We start from the raw sequence: 18,187 nt of genomic DNA, 5'->3' as shown, positions 1-18,187 counted from the left end.
TACCCAAAATAACAATAAGGAGACTGCCATGAACGCTATCAGCCAGGAACACACCGAACGCGTGTGGTTGAACGCTTATCTGCCCGGCGTCCCGGCAGACATTGATGCCGCGATTGAGGAATACCCATCGCTGCGGGAAGTATTCCTGGAGCACCTGGAAAAATTCCGTGAGCGCGTGGCTTACGTCAGCATCGGCACTGAAATGACCTACGCCGACTGGCAGGTCCAAGGCATTGCGTTTGCCGCCTGGCTCCAGGGCCAGGGCGTACAGCCGGGCGACCGTGTGGCGCTGATGATGCCCAATTGCTTGCAGTACCCGATCTGCCTGCTCGGCACCATCCTGGCTGGCGCGGTGGTGGTCAACGTCAACCCGCTGTACACCGCCCACGAACTCAAACACTTGCTCAAGGACAGCGGCGCCGAGACGGTGGTGATCTTCGAAAACTTCGCCCACACCCTGGAGAAGGTTGTGGCTGGCAGCAGCGTCAAGCGCGTGGTAATCGCGGCCATCGGCGACTTGCTCGGCACCTTCAAGGGCGCGGCAATGAACTTCATCCTGCGCAGCGTGCAGAAGCAGGTACCCGCGTTCAAGCTGCCGGGGGCGGTACGTTTCAATCGGGTGTTGAAACAGGGGCGGGCCCTCAACCACTTTCCGGTGAGCATGGCCCTGGATGACCTGGCCTTCCTGCAATACACCGGCGGCACCACTGGCGACGCCAAAGGCGTGATGCTCAGCCACCGCAATATCATCGCCAACCTGCTGCAGGCCAAGGCGTGGGTCGGCGATCAACTGGACCAACACAAGCAGGAAACCAACGTCACGTTGCTGCCGCTTTACCACATCTTTTCCCTGACGGTGAACTGCCTGATGTTCATGTGCCTGGGCGGGCGCAACATCCTCATCGCCAACCCACGGGACGTGAAACGGGTGCAGATGATCCTGCGCAAGGAGCGCTTCAACGGCATTGCCGGGGTCAACACACTGTTTAACGGCTTGCTGGAAAACAAGGAGTTCTGCGCGCGGGACTTTTCCGATCTGCGCATGGTGATCGCCGGCGGCATGGCCACCCATACGGCGGTGGCCAAGCGCTGGAAGGAAGTCACTGGGCTGCCGATCATCGAAGGTTATGGCCTGACCGAGTGCTCGCCGGTAGTGAGCATCAGCCCGATCAACATTGCGCGCATGCGCGAGATGGAATTCACCGGCAGCATCGGTGTGCCGTTGCCGTCCACCTGGGTGCGCTTTATGCGTGAGGACGGTGAACTCGCCGACATTGGCGAGCAGGGCGAACTGCAAGTGCGTGGCCCGCAGGTGATGCAGGGCTACTGGAAACGCCCCGAGGCAACCGCCGAGGTGCTGGATGCGCAGGGCTGGTTGTCCACCGGCGATATTGGCGTGATGGACGAGCGCGGCTATATCCGCCTGGTGGACCGCAAGAAGGACATGATCCTGGTCTCGGGCTTCAACGTGTATCCGAATGAAATCGAAGACGTGGTGGCGATGCACCCCGGCGTAGGCGAAGTAGCCGCGATTGGCGTGGAGGACGGCGTCACGGGCGAGAAAGTGAAGATCATCGTGGTGCGCAAGGACCCGAACCTGACCCAGGAACAGATCCTCGCCCATTGCCGGGAATACCTGACGGGTTACAAGGTGCCCAGGTATGTGGAGTTTCGCACCACCGAGTTGCCTAAAACCACCGTGGGTAAAGTGCTGCGCCGAGCCTTGCGCTGATTTAAATGTGTGTAGGCGATCTAAATGTGGGAGGGGGCTTGCCCCCGATGGCGGTGGCCCAGTTGGAACATCTTCGTCTGACACACCGCCATCGGGAGCAAGCCCCCTCCCACATGTTCAAACCGAGTTCACGTTGACCCAACGTTCTTCCTGGGCAGCCACACGAATCGCCGTCGCCAACCGCTCCACTTCCCACGCGGCTTCAAAGTCGGTGCCATCGGTCCCCTGGCCTGCGACGGCCATGATCAATTCTTGCACTTCCAGGGTCTTTAACTCGTTGTAGCCAAGTTGGTGTCCCGCTGCCGGGCTGAACGCCGCATAACCGGGCAGGGAAGGGCCGGCCAGCAAGCGTTGGAAGCCGTCCTGGCCGACACGGCACAGGCGAAGCTCATTCAAGCGCTCCTGATCGAACGCCAAGGTGCCTTTGGTGCCGCTGATCTCGAAGCTCAAGTGGTTCTTGTAGCCATGTTTCAGCCAACTGCTGCTCACCGTGCCGCGCGCGCCATTGGCGAAACGCAGCAGGGCGTGTACCTGGTCATCCACGGCGATAGGTTTGAGTTCGTTGCTGCCTTTGACAGCCGGGCGTTGAACGTGGACGGTCTGGGTATCGGCGCAGACGCTGACCACATCCCCGACCAGATAGCGCGCCATCGACAGCAAGTGGCTGCCCAAGTCCGCCAGTGCGCCGCCGGCTTGTTCCACTTCGCAGCGCCAGGACCAGGGTGATGTTGGGTCAGCCATAAAGTCTTCGCTGAACTCGCCCTGGAAGCTGATGAGGTCACCCAACTCGCCACTGGCGATCAATTGCCGCGCCAAGGTGATCATCGGGTTGTGTTGATAGTTGTAGCCCACCCGGGTTACCACCCCGGCGGCACTGGCGGCGCGGCGCATGGCGTCGGCCTGTTCCAGGCTCACGGCCAGGGGTTTTTCGCAATACACCGCTTTGCCGGCGGCAATCGCGGCCATCGCCATGGGGTAGTGCAGGTGGTTGGGGGTGGTGATGGCCACGATATCGACCTTGGGGTCGTTGATCAGCGCCTGCCAGTCGCCATGGGCGTGATCGAACCCCCAGGACGAGGCGCAGTGCTGGGCGCGTTCGGTGTCGGCATCGGCCAGGGCGGCCAGCTTCAGGGTGACTGGCAGTTCAAACACCGCCCGGGCATTGTTGAACGCCAAGGCGTGGGCGCGGCCCATGAAGCCTGTGCCGATCAAGCCGATTCCGAGTTCACGCATAGCCGTGGTCCTTTGGATTATTGTTTTCAGGATGTGCATTAATGGAATAAAAATTCCCACATTTCAATAGATGGAATAAAAATTCATTAACGCCTCGGTAATCACCTTGGCGAATGCAGCTATATTCACCAAGTGGCCAAAAGCCGCCAGTTAACAAAAGATAACGTAGCGCCGATTGTCAGACGATTCCAAAGCCCGATAGGATGGCCCCTGCTTCCTTCAGGCGCTCTAGATTGCAGGTTTCAGAGCCCGGGAAGGCAAGACCTAACAATAATAAATGGGAGAAAGGTCTATGAGTGAGCCTGTCATGGGTTGGGTTGTTTGCCGCCCACGCGCCGCACGCAGGGTTGCGTTGCTGGCCACAGCGCTCTCGTTGCTGGCCGGTGCTGCGTTGACGACACCGGTGCTGGCAGCCAGCGATACCCCCGCAACGCCAGCGTTTGCGATTGAGTCCCCCAAGGCCGCCAAAGGCCTGATGATCGACGTGGTGCATGCCGGCAAGCGCCTGGTAGCCGTCGGTGATCGCGGGCATATCCTCTATTCCGATGACCAGGGCTCTACCTGGACCCAAGCCAAAGTCCCCACCCGCCAATTGCTCACGGCAGTGTTTTTCGTCGACGACAAACATGGCTGGGCGGTAGGCCACGATGCGCAAATTCTCGCCAGCACCGACGGCGGCGCCACCTGGGCCCAGCAATACCAGGACCTCAAGCGTGAAGCGCCGCTGCTCGATGTGTGGTTCAAAGACGCCAATCACGGCCTGGCCGTCGGCGCCTACGGTGCATTGATCGAAACTACCGATGGCGGCAAGAGCTGGAACGACGTCAGCGACCGCCTCGACAACGAAGACCAGTTCCACCTCAACGCCATCGCCCAGATCAAAGACGCCGGCCTGTTTATCGTCGGCGAGCAGGGCAGCATGTTCCGCTCCAGTGACGACGGGCAGACCTGGGAAAAACTCGAAGGCCCTTATGAAGGTTCGCTGTTCGGTGTAATCAGCACCGCGCAACCGCAAACCCTGCTGGCCTTCGGCCTGCGCGGCAACCTGTACCGTTCCACCGATTTCGGCAGTACCTGGGAGCAGGTTGAGTTGAACGCTACCCGTGGCGCCTTGGAGTTTGGTTTGTCGGGCGCGACCTTGCTGGATGACGGCGCAATCGTGGTGGTCGGCAACGGTGGCAGCGTGGTGGTCAGCCACGACGATGGCCAGACCTTCAGCGTGTTCAACCGCCCTGACCGTATTTCACTGTCGTCGGTGACGGCGGCGGGCAATGGCAACTTGATTCTGGCCGGGCAGGGTGGCGTTCGCGTATCGACGCCGACTGGCGCTGAGCTCGTAAAACAATAAGAAGGCGGGGACAGAATGAGCAGTCATCACAACGATAAAGCGACCTTTCTTGAGCGCCTGATTTTCAATAATCGCCCGGCAGTGATCGTCATCTGCCTGCTGGTGAGCGTGTTCCTGTTCTGGCAGGCGACGCTGATTCGCCCGTCCACCAGCTTTGAAAAGATGATCCCCCTCAAGCACCCCTTCATCGAAAAGATGATGGAACACCGCAACGACTTGGCCAACCTGGGCAACACCGTGCGCATCTCGGTGGAGGCCAAGGACGGTGACATCTTCACGAAGGAGTACATGGAGACCCTGAGGCAGATCAACGACGAGGTGTTCTACATCTCCGGCGTCGACCGCTCGGGCCTCAAGTCGCTATGGAGTCCTAGCGTGCGCTGGACCGAAGTGACCGAAGAGGGCTTCGCCGGCGGTGAGGTGATCCCCCAAAGCTACAACGGCTCGGCGCAAAGCCTCGATCAACTGCGCAATAACGTACTCAAGTCCGGCCAGGTCGGGCGCTTGGTCGCCAACGATTTCAAGTCGAGCATCGTGGATATCCCGCTGCTGGAGTCCTATCCGGACCCGCAGGATCAGGGCAAGTTGCTGGCCCTGGACTATCGCAAGTTCTCCCATGAACTCGAAGACAAGATCCGCGACAAGTTCGAAGCCCAGAACCCCAACGTCAAGATCCACATCGTGGGCTTTGCCAAGAAGGTCGGCGACCTGATCGACGGCCTGGTAATGGTGGTGCTGTTCTTCGGCATCGCATTCGTCATCACCCTGATTCTGCTGCTGTGGTTCACCAACTGCCTGCGCAGCACCATCGCGGTGTTGAGCACCACCCTGGTGGCGGTGGTCTGGCAACTGGGGTTGATGCACTTCTTCGGCTTCGGGCTGGACCCGTATTCGATGCTGGTGCCGTTCCTGATTTTCGCCATCGGTATTTCCCATGGCGTGCAGAAGATCAACGGTATCGCCCTGCAATCCAGCGAGGCCGACAACGCGTTGACGGCTGCACGGCGGACCTTTCGTCAACTGTTCCTGCCGGGGATGATCGCGATCCTGGCGGATGCGGTCGGGTTCATTACGCTGTTGATCATCGACATCGGCGTGATTCGTGAGCTGGCCATCGGCGCGTCCATCGGCGTGGCGGTGATCGTGTTCACCAACTTGATCCTGCTGCCGGTGGCGATTTCCTATGTCGGCATCAGCAAGCGCGCCATCGCCAAGAGCAAGAAAGACGCAAACCGCGAGCATCCGTTCTGGCGCCTGCTGTCCAAATTCGCCAGCGCCAAAGTCGCGCCAGTGTCGGTCCTGCTGGCCCTGGTCGCCTTTGGCGGCGGCCTCTGGTACAGCCAGAACCTCAAGATCGGCGACTTGGACCAAGGTGCACCGGAACTGCGCCCGGACTCGCGCTACAACAAAGACAACAACTTCATCATCAGCAATTACTCCACCAGCTCCGACGTGCTGGTGGTGATGGTCAAGACCAAGGCCGAAGGCTGCTCGCGGTATGAAGCCATGGCGCCCATCGATCAGTTGATGTGGAAGATGCAGAACACCGAGGGCGTGCAGTCGGCGATCTCACTGGTGACCGTGTCCAAGCAGATGATTAAGGGCATGAACGAGGGCAACCTGAAATGGGAAACCCTGTCGCGTAACCCGGACGTGCTGAACAACTCCATTGCCCGCGCCGACGGCCTGTACAACAACAACTGCTCACTGGCGCCGGTGCTGGTGTTCCTCAACGACCACAAGGCCGAAACCCTCGACCGCGCCGTGCATGCGGTGCAGGACTTCGCCAAGGAAAACAACAAGGACGGCCTGGAGTTCATCCTCGCCGCCGGTAACGCCGGGATCGAAGCTGCCACCAACGAGGTCATCAAGGAGTCGGAACTGACCATCCTGATCCTGGTGTACCTGTGCGTGGCGACCATGTGCATGATCACCTTCCGCTCGTGGGCCGCGACCCTGTGCATCGTGCTGCCACTGGTGCTCACCTCGGTACTGGGCAATGCGCTGATGGCGTTCATGGGCATCGGCGTCAAGGTCGCGACCTTGCCGGTGGTGGCGTTGGGCGTGGGGATTGGCGTGGACTACGGCATCTACATCTACAGCCGCCTGGAAAGTTTCCTGCGTGCCGGGTTGCCGTTGCAGGAAGCCTATTACCAGACGCTCAAATCCACCGGTAAAGCCGTGCTGTTTACCGGCCTGTGCCTGGCCATCGGCGTGTGCACCTGGATCTTCTCGGCCATCAAGTTCCAGGCCGACATGGGCTTGATGCTCACCTTCATGCTGCTGTGGAACATGTTCGGCGCACTGTGGCTGCTGCCGGCACTGGCGCGCTTCCTGATCAAACCCGAGAAGCTGGCGGGTCAGAAGGGCAATTCGCTGTTTGCCCACTGAGCCCAAGGCGGTGCACAACGTCCGGCGTCAGCGACGCCGGACGTTGAGGGTCAATTGATGGTTGGCGCGATAGCCAGGAAGAGCTGGTCCTGGGGCGGCGCGATCAATACGTACAGGATTCTTTCCACCGGGTCGGCCCCTGCCGCCTGCTCAGTGCGCAATTTCGCCTGGACATGTTCCTTGAGCAAATCCTTTTGCGTGTATTTGCGCTGGCTCGCCAGTTTCAAGTGGGCTCGCGTGTAGCGCTCAGGCGGCGCGTCGGCGGTGGCGTAGTGAAAGTGGGCATACCACAGCACACTGGGCGGCTTTTGCGCTTTGTCGTACACCGCGTATTCGGTGAAGAAATCCCCACTGAGGGTTGGCCGCTGCGGGTCTGCCAGGCTGGTCAGGTTGATATCGATTTCCTTGTGTCGCCAGAGGTAATCGAGGCTTTCCAGGGTCGGCCACTGGCGTTTGTAGGCGTCGCTGCACAGTCGTGTGGCCATGCGCTGCATGTCCCTGGCGTTGGCGCGGTAGCGATCGATGGCGTCCTGCGCCCTGGGCTGGTCGCTGTGATCCCGTGCGATTTCATCCGCAAGTGCGTTGAGTCTATCGGCCTGTCCGGTGAGCAACTCATCCCAGTCGGCCGGGTTGACGTCTTGCCGGGTGAGGGCGGACTCCAGCTTCTTCTGTTGGGCACTGATCAGCCGTTCGATCTCGGGGCGTTGCCGCAGCACTTTTTCGCCCTGGTCTTTGAGCATTGCCAGGGTAGAGGCCGGCGCCGCCGGTTCGGGGGCGGCCATGGGTTGCTGGGGCGTTTCCACCCAACTGCCGGCATCATCCGCGTCGAAGGTGGTCAGGGGTTCACCGGTCAGGCTATTGGTAATGGTGAGCCGTTCGCGAGGGTGTAGACCATCGACAGGTTTCAGCTCGCCGATCCAGTACGTGCGCGTACGGGTTTTGAAGATACGTTTGGCCGGCTCTTTCGGCCTGAGCAACGTGGCGGCGGATGCTTCGACCTCCAGTGCTTCCTGGCTGCGCACCACACTTTCCAGCTCGTTTTCAGCCAGCGTCCGCGCCCGACTCAGCCCGGCCAGCAGGCGTTCGGCCACGGGGTGTACGCGTTGCGGATTGATGAACGTGAGCGCCTCGATGGCCTGCTCGTAGCTGCGGTACTTGTCCAGGATTGTGCCGTACAGCAATCGTTGCTCATCCAGCGGATAACCGCTGCTGCTGCGCACTTCGGTATGTGACAGCAAGGCCTGGCCCAGGCTCGAATTGTTTAGATGGTCGATGTACAGCGCCTCCAGCGGCGACGCCTCCAGCGCCGACAATTTCACGACCACCCACGAGAGCGGGATCAGCGCATGCATCTCCAAATTCTGCGCAAAAAAGTGCTGGAACGTCGTAATTTTGGACAACGCTTGCGTGCGCAACACACGTCCGGCCACGGAGTCCTGTTCCAGCAACTCAAGGGTGGTTTCCATCTCGCGCGAGCGGGCCGCCATGCGTTGAACGACGTCCGCCAGTTCAATCGAGCGGGTCACATGTTCGTTATACGCCCAGGGGCGACCTTCGCGCAGTTCCTCGCGCATCCGGCTGGCCAGGTGGCTCATGGGCTCGCCACGCTCAGTGAACATAAAGGTGTCGGCCCATTTCTGCAGGTGGACATGCGTGCGCATTTGCTCGTCCCAAAGCGTTTTGAGCGTGATGGCCTGGTCCTGGACATGGGGGCCGGCACCCGCGTATTTCTGCAGGTCCTGACCTACCTTGTACAGCTCGATGCGCTTTGGCAGTACCTTGGCGTAACTCTGCTCGAGTTTATCCAGGACCACCTCATAGTCGGTGCGCGCCTTCGAATAGGCCGCTATCTCCTGCTGATGCCGTGCTTCGATCGCGGGTCTCTGCGCATCGGTGGCTTTTTGCAGCAGGTTCCACACCAGTTTCAACGTAGTGGTCTGCTTGATCAGGACCGCGCGGTTATTGTTAAGGCGGGTCAACCAATCTCTGAACTCGGCCATGTCCGGGGAAATCTGCGCATTGAGCGTGTCCATCCGGTCCTTCAATTGCACCGCCTGGCGACGATTCTCCTCGCGCAGCGTTGCCAGGCGCTTGGGCCCGCCGCCCGCCAGCTTGAGCCCGCGGTCTAGGGTCCAGTGGCCCTTGCCATCGGTGCGCAGCTTGATGCCGGGGTGATCGGGTTTGTTCGGGTCAATGATGAATACGTCGTCCACGTCCGGGGTAATGTTGACGCGAAACAACAGGCCGCCCACCGTGGCGTGCCAGCGCTGGCCGATCTTGAACAACCCGCGATAAGGGCCGAGCGCGACGGGGTCCGGGGCGTGTTCAGGCCAGGGCACATTGACCTCCAGCAGTTTCCTTAACAAACGTGTCGCGGCCCTGTCGCTGGCCAGGGAGCGGTCGATATCCAACAGGGTGCGGCCGCCGCCGGGCGGTTCGGCAGGCAAGCCGATAATGCCCCGTTGCACCACGGCCGGGGTCGAGATGGCCTGGCCCTGCGGGTGTTGCAATGGCAACCGTGGGATCTCCGCTTGCGCAGGGGCCTGCGCTACGTGGTCGCGTATCCCCAGGTGAATCAGAACCATGCTGGTGTTGAGCAGCAGGTCGACCCACGCCAGTTCACGGGCAATCGGGTCTTGGCTTTCCAGGGCTGGTACGTCCTGCTTGAGGCTCAGGGCCAACTGCATGAACCAGCCCACCGCTGCCAAGGGCCCACGCACCAGCATCAGCAAGGTGTTGAAGCCCAGTTGCACGCCTTCGAGAATCAGCGCCCAGCGGCTTTCGGTGTTGGACGTCGAGTCGCGGTCGGCTTGCTCCTGCAGTTGCCGCGCTTCGCACTCGTACAGGTAGTCCATCAGTTGGTTGTTGCCCAGCGCCTGGAGGATTTGATCGCTGCTTTCATCACTCGGTGGGGCCAGCGTCGCGGGGCGTGGAATGGACGGCAAGGGGTCGAACTCGGAACCTATGCCGCTGACACGCACGTAATGGGGTTCCCGGAACCCGCCGTTGCTGTACACCGCTCTGGCAGGGTCTTCCATCCAGGCCAGGACGCTGTCCTGCAGCTCACCGGGCTCGGCGATGGCGGCCAGCAGACTGGCGCGGTCGGTGAATTCCAACAGCGAATCCCGATACGCCGGGCGATACAACAAGCGCGGGCCTGGCTGCCCGTTGCGCGGCTCGATGATGAACATATTCTGCACCCCGTCCGCCTTGGCGCCGGGCTTACGTTGAAAGGCGAGCACACGCATGACCACTTCATCCATGCCCGCCCAGCGCTCGGTACTGTGGGTGCCCAGCACTGCTTCGACATAGCGCAGCCCTCGTGACGTAAGCCCGGCCTGGCCTTTGATCTTGTATTCCAGGGCCTGGGTTTTCAGGTCGATGGGACGCTGCACAAGGAACAGCCGCTTGCGCTCTTGCGCCTGGGCGTCCTCGCCGAGTAGTGACTGGTGAAGGTAAGCCGGGTAGTTGCGCCCGACATCGATGCGCTGCACCAGCGCGAGCAGGTACTCCGGGGTCAGGCTGCTGTCGACCGGCTGGCCATCCGCATGGCGCACCGTCATGCGGCCGGCAGGTTTACCTGAAAGGTTCTTGAGCGCCAGGTCGACCAGGCTCATTGACACGCGGTCGATGTAGCCACTTTGCAGGGTGCCCACCGGCACTTCGAAGGTCAGTTGCAGTGCGTCGGCCCGGTAGGCGCCCTGGGCAAGTTCCTTGCAGCTGCGTTCGCCGTGTTCGGTGGCGTTGCGGTCCAGGCACAGTTGGTGATCCAGATGGCTGGCGGCATAGCTGCGAATATCCTCGAGATCATCGAGGTAGTGTTTGCCTTGATTCAGACGCCGAAGGCTGGCCTGTTCGAGCAGGCACTGAGAAAACGCGAAACGATCGGCCGCCGAGGCGTTTTGCAGCCAGCCGGGCAGGGCCGTCTCGATCGACGGCGCGGGATGGCTGGCGATGGCGGGTGAGTCAGTGAACAGGCTGGCCAGGTCGGTGATTGCCGCAAACTGCTGTTCCAACGCCTTGACGCTGGTGCCCGCCGGCAGGCGCAGATTGGCCAGGTTCTCCAGTTGCCGATCCAATACCAGCGCCGCCTGCACTTCGAAAATATCGCCATCGGGCTCGTACAGGCGCCAAGTGATGGTGTCGGCCATCTCCTCTGCCTGGATGCGTTTACCCCATGCCTCGCCGAATGCATCCAGGCTGGCGTAGGAATCGATCCAGCCGGACAAACCGCACAGCAGAACGCGCGTGCCGCTGACCAGCAGAATATCGCTGGCCTGCTGCGTCAGTGATGTCCTGCCTTGTACTAGCTGGGTTTCCAGGGTGTAGGCGTGGATCGCATTGGCAGGCCATGGCTGCTCGGTCCTGGTTTCTCGGCTGGGATAGTCGGCCAGGGTGCTCAGTATCTGCAGTTGCTGGGTGTCGTCCCCCGATTGACGGACGGCGCTGGCCCTGAATGCGCCGCGCAGCACTTCGGCCAACCATTGCCAGCGACTGACGCCGGTATCGCTGTCCTGTTCCCAATACGCGGCCAGCGCCTCTTGGGCCCCGATAAACAGGATCAAGGGCAGTTCCCGTATCGCGTTTTCGAAGACGTTCAGGTCGTAGCTGCGCTCGCCATCGGCCTGAAACGTGAGTCGGCTGCCGGTGGCGTCGCTCAGGTAGGCGTCCAGCCCGTAACTCAATGAAAGGTCGGGAAAATGGCCGTCGGCAAGGAATTGCAGCGCCACATCCAGCAGCGGCCGCAGTGCCCGGCCGCCCCACTCACGGGGGAGCGCCATGTACAGATCCGAAGGGGCGATGGACAGGGGCGAGTAGTGTTCTTTCAGGGTGCGGGCCAGCATTTCTGCAACTACCGACCGCAGGGCGGGGCGCGTTGAAAACTGCCCCTTTATCACGGTTTTCAGCAGGTTTTCCGCCGGGATCGGCGTGACGATTGGCATGGAAGGTATTCCTTTACGTTGGATAAGCGAATGCCCGCCTAACCTAACGCCAACGCCACGCCTGATGCGGTAGCCCGATAGTGCACACGTGCGCGAACGGCTCGGGCCGGTTTATTACGGGAACGATAAGAACCAGCGCTGCGCCAGCGCCTTGCCAATCAAGCCTCGGTGTACGTCGACCACTGCCTGCGGGCCCTGCGCCTTGGCGAGCAACGAGTAATAGCTTTGCTTGCGCTGTTCGCGGGTTTTCACGTGCGCGGCGGTGTAGTCGGCCCCTGCGGTGTCTGCGGTGGGGTAGTGAAAATGCGCATACCACACCGGGTAGCCTTTGGGATCATTGATCGCGTACTCCTGGATGAAGTCCTGGCGCTCACCCTTCAATCGGGTCCGCCCGCCCAACTTGGCCACGTTGACCTGGCGCTGGTTGAGCAGGTATTCCAGATTGCCGTGGGTGGGCGGCAGTTCCAGGCTCAGTTGGTGCCGCAATGTCTGGCCCAAGGCACTCAAGCGTTCACCGGCCTTACGCATGTCGCTGGCCAGTGCCTGGTCAGCGGTAGTCCTGGCACTCTCGGGCTGAGCGGCGATGGCCTGGTCCAACTCGGTGGCGAGTTTGTCATAGCGAGCCGCTTCGTAATCCAGGACCTCCTGGACCTCCTGGGGGTGCCTGCTGCTTTTTTTGTAGTGCTCGGCCCTGCGCAGATGATCATCCAGCATGGCCAGCAACTTGCGCGCTTCACCCTTGACCTGGCTCAGACTGCGCGGTGGGACGGGCGCCTGGGGCGGCGTCTGCACCACATACTCGACCCATACATCGCCCTGCTGTGAATAGCTCTCGACCACTTGCCGGGTGTTCTCGTTGCGTACTTCGACCACTTCAACGTTGTGCACCCGCTGCACGTCGCCGATCAGCGTGCCCCTGCGCCGGGTCTTGATTACCCGTTTCGCCGATGTGGCCGCCGGGGCCTGAGCCGGCACAGGCCTGGGCGGCTGGCTGCTGGTGTGTGCAATCGGTCTGACCTCCTTGGACAGACGTTGTGTTACCTCGTCGTAGAGCCCGCGGACCAGGTTCAGCAACCGGCCGCTGAACGTCGCATCCAGGCCCTCGACGTCGACAATTTCCAACCCGAGCAACCCATCCAGCGCACGGCCGTAATGCTCCACCAGACTTTCCAACACACTCAGCCGATCACTGGGCGACAGCACCAGGCCGTTGAGTTCGGCGTGGGTGCGTACCTGCTGCTGCAGCGGGCTGACAATGTTATCCATCGCCTTGAACAGCGGGTGCCCGAAATCCTTCACGCTCAGGTATTTCAAGGTGCGCAGTTGCAAGTCCTTGATGGACAGCGCGCTGATCTCGTTCACCCGATTGGCAGTCATCTCGTTGAATCGTTTGGCGCCGCTGGAGCCCATTGACTGCATGTGTTCAAGGTGTCGCGCCTGGCGTTCAAGCCAGCGGATACTGCGCTCGTTGATGTCTGCCAGCTGGGACGTGAACTGGCGATAGCGGTTGCGTTCAAGCACGACTGCCACATTGAAACCGGGACCTTCACGCCGGAACTGCGGGTGGGCGCGGTACAGGTCTTCTCTGTCGAGCTCGGCAATGGCCACATGTTTACGGGCATTGAGAACGGCGTCGTGCAACAGGTCCAGGGTTTTTGTCAGCGATAAGGGAACGTTTAAGGCTTCACGCTCCTTGAGGCTGTCCAGGATCTGCTGCTGGTGCTGGCTTTGTTTCTCAAGGGCGGCATCGTACTGCTGACGCGCCTCTGCCAGTGGCTTGCCGCTTAAACCGGTCTGCCGGGCTTCTGCCTTGTCGACCTCGGGCTGAGTTTGCAAGTAGGCCTGAAGGTCATCCTCCAATGCCTTGACGCGGTTGGCCTTGCGCTCGCGCTCGGCAGCAATGCGCTTTGGCGGCATGCCACCGCGCAGGCGCAGCCGGGAGTCCACTGACCAGATGCCCTTGCCGTCGTCGCGCAGGTAAGGGCCAGGCCGTTGGGCATCGGTGGGGTCGGTAATTCGCACGCTGCCATCGTCCTCCAGGTTGACGCGGAACAGGTCGCTGTCGACCTGCGCATGCCAGCGGTTATCGATGAGGTACAAGCCCTTGCGCGGGCCATTCAAGACCGGCTGTGGCAGGTCACCCGGCATCGGCACCTTGAGTGACGCGAGGTTGGCGCGCTGGCTTGGCGTAAGGCGATAACGGGCCTGGGCGTAGCTGAAATCCACGGCGGTGTGCAAGCCTTGTGGCTGCACGCCGGGCAATGCAACGGTGCCTTGGCGAATCCGTGCAGGTGCGGGCGCCGGCCATGTCTGCGGGCGTCGCTGCGGCACGCGTAGCGCCACGGCTGGGGGCGGGGCAGTGGGGGCCAGCGGGGATTCCAGCAGCAGTGTTGCGACAGTGAGCAACAGGTCGATCGCGCCTTGCTCGCGAGACGTGGCGGATGAACTGTCGAGCAACTGAATGTCCTGGCTGAGGCTGCTGTACAGCGCCAACAACCACCCCACTATCATTGACGGGCCTGAAAGAAGTGGTTGAAGCAAGCTGCCGAACAACAAACTCCCGCCCTCCATCAGCACCTGCCAGCGACTTTCACTGTTGGACGTGGACTCGCGCTCGGCCTGTTCAATCAAGGCCCGGCTGTGGTCGCTGAACAGGTAAGTCATCAGCCGCCCGGTGACCAGGCACTGGTGCAGTTCGTCGTTGGCGCCGTCGCTGGCGAATGTCGCCGGTGGCGGCGTGCGGCGCGGCGCGAACTCATCGCCCTGGCCAAAACGCAGATAATGGGGCTCCTGAAAACCGCCGTGGTCGTAAATCGGTCGGGCGGTATCGGATAACCAGGTCAGGACACTGGTTTGCAATTCACCCGGTTGCGCAATGGCCTGGAACAGCGCCGCCCGGCTGGAGAACTCCTGCAATGCCTGGGCATACAAGGGCCGGTAAAGCAGATGCGGGCCGCGTTCACTGTCCTGGAACTCGATCAAGTACATGGCGCTGACCTTGTCGGCCTTTGCGCCGGGGCTGCGCAAAAAGGACAGGTGACGGATCACCACCGGCTTGCCGTCGACCTTCTGTTCAGCGCTGCTCCCTTGCATCAACGCCGCCACCATACGGGCGCCTTGTGGCGTGATGCCGGCTTCGCCCTTGAGGCTCAGTTCCAGCGCCAGCATGCACAGTTGCATCGGCTGCTGAGCGGCGAACAGTGTTTCCCGCTCACGCGCCTGAGGGGTGTCGCTCAACAGCGCTTGCTTGAGCAACTCGGGGTAGTGCTTGCCGATGTCGACGCGCTTGATCAATCCGTTGCCGCCAATCACCGTTTCGCGGGTCAACCAGGCCGGTAATGGTGTGCCCTGGCGATGGGCGATGGATAACTCGCCGCTGGGCAGGCCTGCCAAGTTTTTGAGCGCCAGTTCCGTCAGGCTCATGTGGACACGTTCGACAATACCCACGGTGCCTGGGTAGCCCGCGGCAACGACGAACGTCAGTTGCAGGTCATCAGGGTGCAGGGTCGCTTGCCCGGTGGTGTCACCGGCAGCGCTCGCCTCATGGTCAAGTGCTTGCTGCAGGGCATGCACGGTGTAGGTGTGGATATCGTCGATGCCGGTGAGAAAAGAGCGCCCACCCGCCCGCTGTTTGGCGGTGGCCAGGGCCAGGCTGTATTGCCGGTATCGCTCGCGGTATCCGGGGGCCGCATCGCGCAAGGCATCCGGCAACCGAGCGCGCACGGCATCGAGGGTGCGGACGGCGCCGTCTTGCGCATCCAGGAAAAACTCGCCGGGGTCGGTGAGCCGCAGGTACAGCGCCTGCAGGGTTTCCTGGCGTTGTTCCAGGGGCAGTTTCAGAGCGGCCAGGCGTTCCATTTGCAGGTTAAACAGCGTCGTGGCCTGGTAATCAAAGATCGAGCCCTCGGGCTCGTAACGATTGCAGGTGATCGTCTCTGCCTCGTACTGGGCAGCGGCGCGCTCGCCCCAGGCAAGGGTGAAGGCATCCATGGACGAGAACCCCTCGACACGCCCGCCGGGGGAACACAGCAGCGCCGGCGCTTTGCCGTTGATGGCACGCGTCAGTAGCAACTGCTCTGACAACACGCGCGTGGTTTGGCCTGCGTTATCCAGTTGTGTCTCCAGGCTGTAGGCGTATACCGCGTGCTCACCATATCGCGCGATCCGCTGTTCGCGGTCCGGGGTGCCAATGAGTTGGTCAAGGGTCTGCCGCACGTCCGCATCCAGGTCGGTCTGACGCAAGGCGCTGGCTTGCAGGGTGGTCATGAGCATGTCGCTGAGCCAACGCCAGCGGCTGCCGCCCGTGCCCGAGGGCTCATTCCAGTAATGGGCCAATGCGTCCTGTGCGGCAATGGGCAGTGTCGAACACAGATCCTGGATCAGCGATTGGACCACCGTCATCTCCAGCTTTTCGCGGGTCAGGCCCGGCAGTTTCAGACGTTTGGGCGGTACGTCCGAGAGGTAGTGATCGATACCGTACGCCTCACCGAGATCCAATGGCCCGATACCGGCGAGGTAATTGAAGATGACGTCCATCAATGGCTGAAACGTCCAGCCCTTAGTCGCTTGCGGGATTGCCAGGTGCGTAAGGGCCAGGTTAATGCTCAACGAGGGGTAGCGTTCGCGCAGGGCATTGCCGAGCAGGGTCTGGACCAAGGGCATGAGGCTCGGGCGGGTGGCGAACTGGCGGCTGACGGCCTGGACGGTTAGGGGAGGGGACGATAACGGTTGCATAGGGATGAAAATCCTTTTCGTGCGGATGCGGGCTTCAATCGCAGTGGCCGGGGTGCTGGTCGGTGGGCCATGCGCCACGGATGTGGACCAAGAATGGCAAGTCGGCGCACGCGCTGGCGGTATCCGGATATCGTTGGGCAACGCGATGGGGGAAGGGCGTGAGGAATTGGCTTATCATCACGCTCTTTTCTTTGCGTGAACGATCCCGATGACTGCCGCTAGCCTCCTTACTGAACTTGCCAACACCGATATGCTCGAAGTCGATGGGTTGCACGCCTTTGATTTCACCCTCGACGATCAGGCGCTGGTGATCACCTGCATCGACGGACGCGCTCAAAAGCGCTGGTCCTTCAGCGTGGCGCAAGTACAGGCCGCGACCTTTGATGAGACGTTGCAAAGCTGGACCCTCACCGGTGACTCGGGCGAGCACCGTCTCGTGTGCATGAGTGCTTTCACCGGCAACAATAACGACGAGGAAGACGAGCATGATGATGCGTAAATTCTGGCCCCTGTTGATGGCGGGCAGTGTCGGTGCAATGTCGGTACAGGCCGCGCCGGCCGAGACCTATGAACTGTTGGTAGGCAGCTACACCGCCGGCAGCAGCGAAGGGATTTACCGCCTGCAATTCGACAGCCGCACAGGCCGGTTTCAGGGCCAGCCGGTGTTGGCGGCCAAGGCGGACAATCCGTCGTGGCTGACCCTTTCCAAGGACCAGACCCATCTGTTCGTGGTCAATGAAAACGGCCCAGGCCAGAAAGACCCGGTCGGCCGTGTGAGCAGCTATCGCATCGACCCGAAGAATCAGCAACTGACCCTGATCAACCAGGTGCAGAGCCTGGGTAATGAGCCGACTCACTCCAGCATTGCCGCCGATGGACGTTACTTGTTTGTCGCCAACTATTCAGTGAAGGAGGATCCGGGCGGCAGCCTGGCGGTGCTGCCGGTCGATGCCGAGGGCAAGCTGTCGGCACCGGTGCAGTTGAGCGGACACCCCGCCAGCCGGGTCAACCCCGAGCGTCAGGCTTCCAACCATGTGCACTCGGTGGTGTCGGCGCCGGATGGCAAGTACGTGTTCGTGCAGGACCTGGGGGCAGACAAGGTGTTTGCTTACCGCTATGACCCCAAGGCCAACCACGAGCAACCTCTGACGCCGGCTTCCCCCGCCTCGGTGCAACTGCCTCCGGGCAGCGGGCCGCGTCACTTGCTGTTCAGCGCCGATGGCAAGCACGCCTGGCTGACGACCGAAATGAGCGCCCAGGTCGCGGTGTTCGACTACCACGACGGCACACTTACGCAGACCCAGTTGGTAGATTTCGCCGCCGGGCAACCGGTGTCGGACAAGGCCGGCGCAGCGTTGCACGCATCCAGCGACGGCAAATTCCTGTACCTGAGCAACCGCGGCACGGCCAATCAGTTGCTGGTGTTCAGCATCGACCCGGCGACCGGGCACCTCAAGGAACTGCAGCGCCGTTCCGTAGAAGGCGACCATCCGCGCGAATTCAGTCTGGACCCGAGCGGCAGGTTCCTACTGTTCGCCAACCAGAAAAGCAATGAAATCGTGGTCGTCGAACGCGACCCCAAGACCGGCCTGCTGGGTAAAACCGTGCAGAAATTGCCGATCGATGCGCCCAGCGACCTCAAGTTCCTGGTGCGTCAATAAGCCACAGGCCCCGCAGTGCGGGGCCTGAGCCTTTGTATTAATTGCATTAATAGCGGCTAATGTTTCAAAGCATTTCTAAGGTTTAACCCTCGGGCGTAAGTTGGGTTCCAAGGCCTTCCCAGGCCACTCAACCAAACGAATACAA

At 61.3% G+C, this 18,187-nt stretch carries 8 protein-coding genes; 5 read left to right on the top strand and 3 right to left on the bottom strand.

Annotated features, from left to right (window positions below):
• Positions 1-28: 28 nt before the first annotated feature.
• Complete coding sequence (locus ACEN2T_RS21960) at positions 29-1,732, top strand: AMP-binding protein (RefSeq protein ID WP_099602292.1); 1,704 nt, start codon at positions 29-31, stop codon at positions 1,730-1,732.
• Between the two features lie 117 nt (positions 1,733-1,849).
• On the opposite strand, the gene ACEN2T_RS21955 is transcribed toward ACEN2T_RS21960, so the two are convergent.
• Positions 1,850-2,965: a Gfo/Idh/MocA family protein gene (locus ACEN2T_RS21955; RefSeq protein WP_442117531.1), complete on the bottom strand. Its 1,116-nt coding sequence runs from the start codon at positions 2,963-2,965 to the stop codon at positions 1,850-1,852.
• Positions 2,966-3,272: 307 nt separating this feature from the next.
• Here ACEN2T_RS21955 and ACEN2T_RS21950 point away from each other — a divergent pair, with 307 nt between their 5' ends.
• Both ACEN2T_RS21950 and ACEN2T_RS21945 read left to right on the top strand, forming a co-directional pair.
• A complete protein-coding gene (locus tag ACEN2T_RS21950) occupies positions 3,273-4,313 on the top strand; it encodes a WD40/YVTN/BNR-like repeat-containing protein (protein WP_181640667.1) in 1,041 nt (346 codons plus the stop codon).
• A gap of 15 nt (positions 4,314-4,328) precedes the next feature.
• Positions 4,329-6,704: an efflux RND transporter permease subunit gene (locus ACEN2T_RS21945; protein WP_032886494.1), complete on the top strand. Its 2,376-nt coding sequence runs from the start codon at positions 4,329-4,331 to the stop codon at positions 6,702-6,704.
• A 50-nt stretch (positions 6,705-6,754) separates the two neighbouring features.
• Here ACEN2T_RS21945 and ACEN2T_RS21940 read toward each other — a convergent pair whose 3' ends face one another.
• Both ACEN2T_RS21940 and ACEN2T_RS21935 read right to left on the bottom strand, forming a co-directional pair.
• Entirely contained in the window at positions 6,755-11,647 is a 4,893-nt protein-coding gene (locus ACEN2T_RS21940) for a hypothetical protein (protein ID WP_442117530.1), read from the bottom strand.
• Positions 11,648-11,761: 114 nt separating this feature from the next.
• Positions 11,762-16,381, bottom strand: coding sequence for a hypothetical protein (locus tag ACEN2T_RS21935; RefSeq protein ID WP_442117529.1), 4,620 nt, complete (start codon positions 16,379-16,381; stop codon positions 11,762-11,764).
• 208 nt (positions 16,382-16,589) lie between these two features.
• On the opposite strand from ACEN2T_RS21935, the gene ACEN2T_RS21930 reads away from it, so the two are divergent.
• Complete coding sequence (locus ACEN2T_RS21930) at positions 16,590-16,880, top strand: DUF5629 family protein (protein WP_442117528.1); 291 nt, start codon at positions 16,590-16,592, stop codon at positions 16,878-16,880.
• On the top strand, positions 16,867-18,042 hold the full coding sequence (locus ACEN2T_RS21925; RefSeq protein WP_032887222.1) for a lactonase family protein: 1,176 nt from the start codon (positions 16,867-16,869) through the stop codon (positions 18,040-18,042). The genes ACEN2T_RS21930 and ACEN2T_RS21925 overlap by 14 nt, the downstream gene beginning before the upstream one ends.
• Positions 18,043-18,187: the final 145 nt, after the last annotated feature.

Source organism: Pseudomonas sp. W22_MBD1_FP4, assembly GCF_052113765.1.
Classification (GTDB): Bacteria; Pseudomonadota; Gammaproteobacteria; order Pseudomonadales; family Pseudomonadaceae; genus Aquipseudomonas; species Aquipseudomonas sivasensis.
The sequence above is the reverse complement of the archived record's forward strand: the minus strand, read 5'-3'. Positions and strand labels throughout refer to the sequence as shown.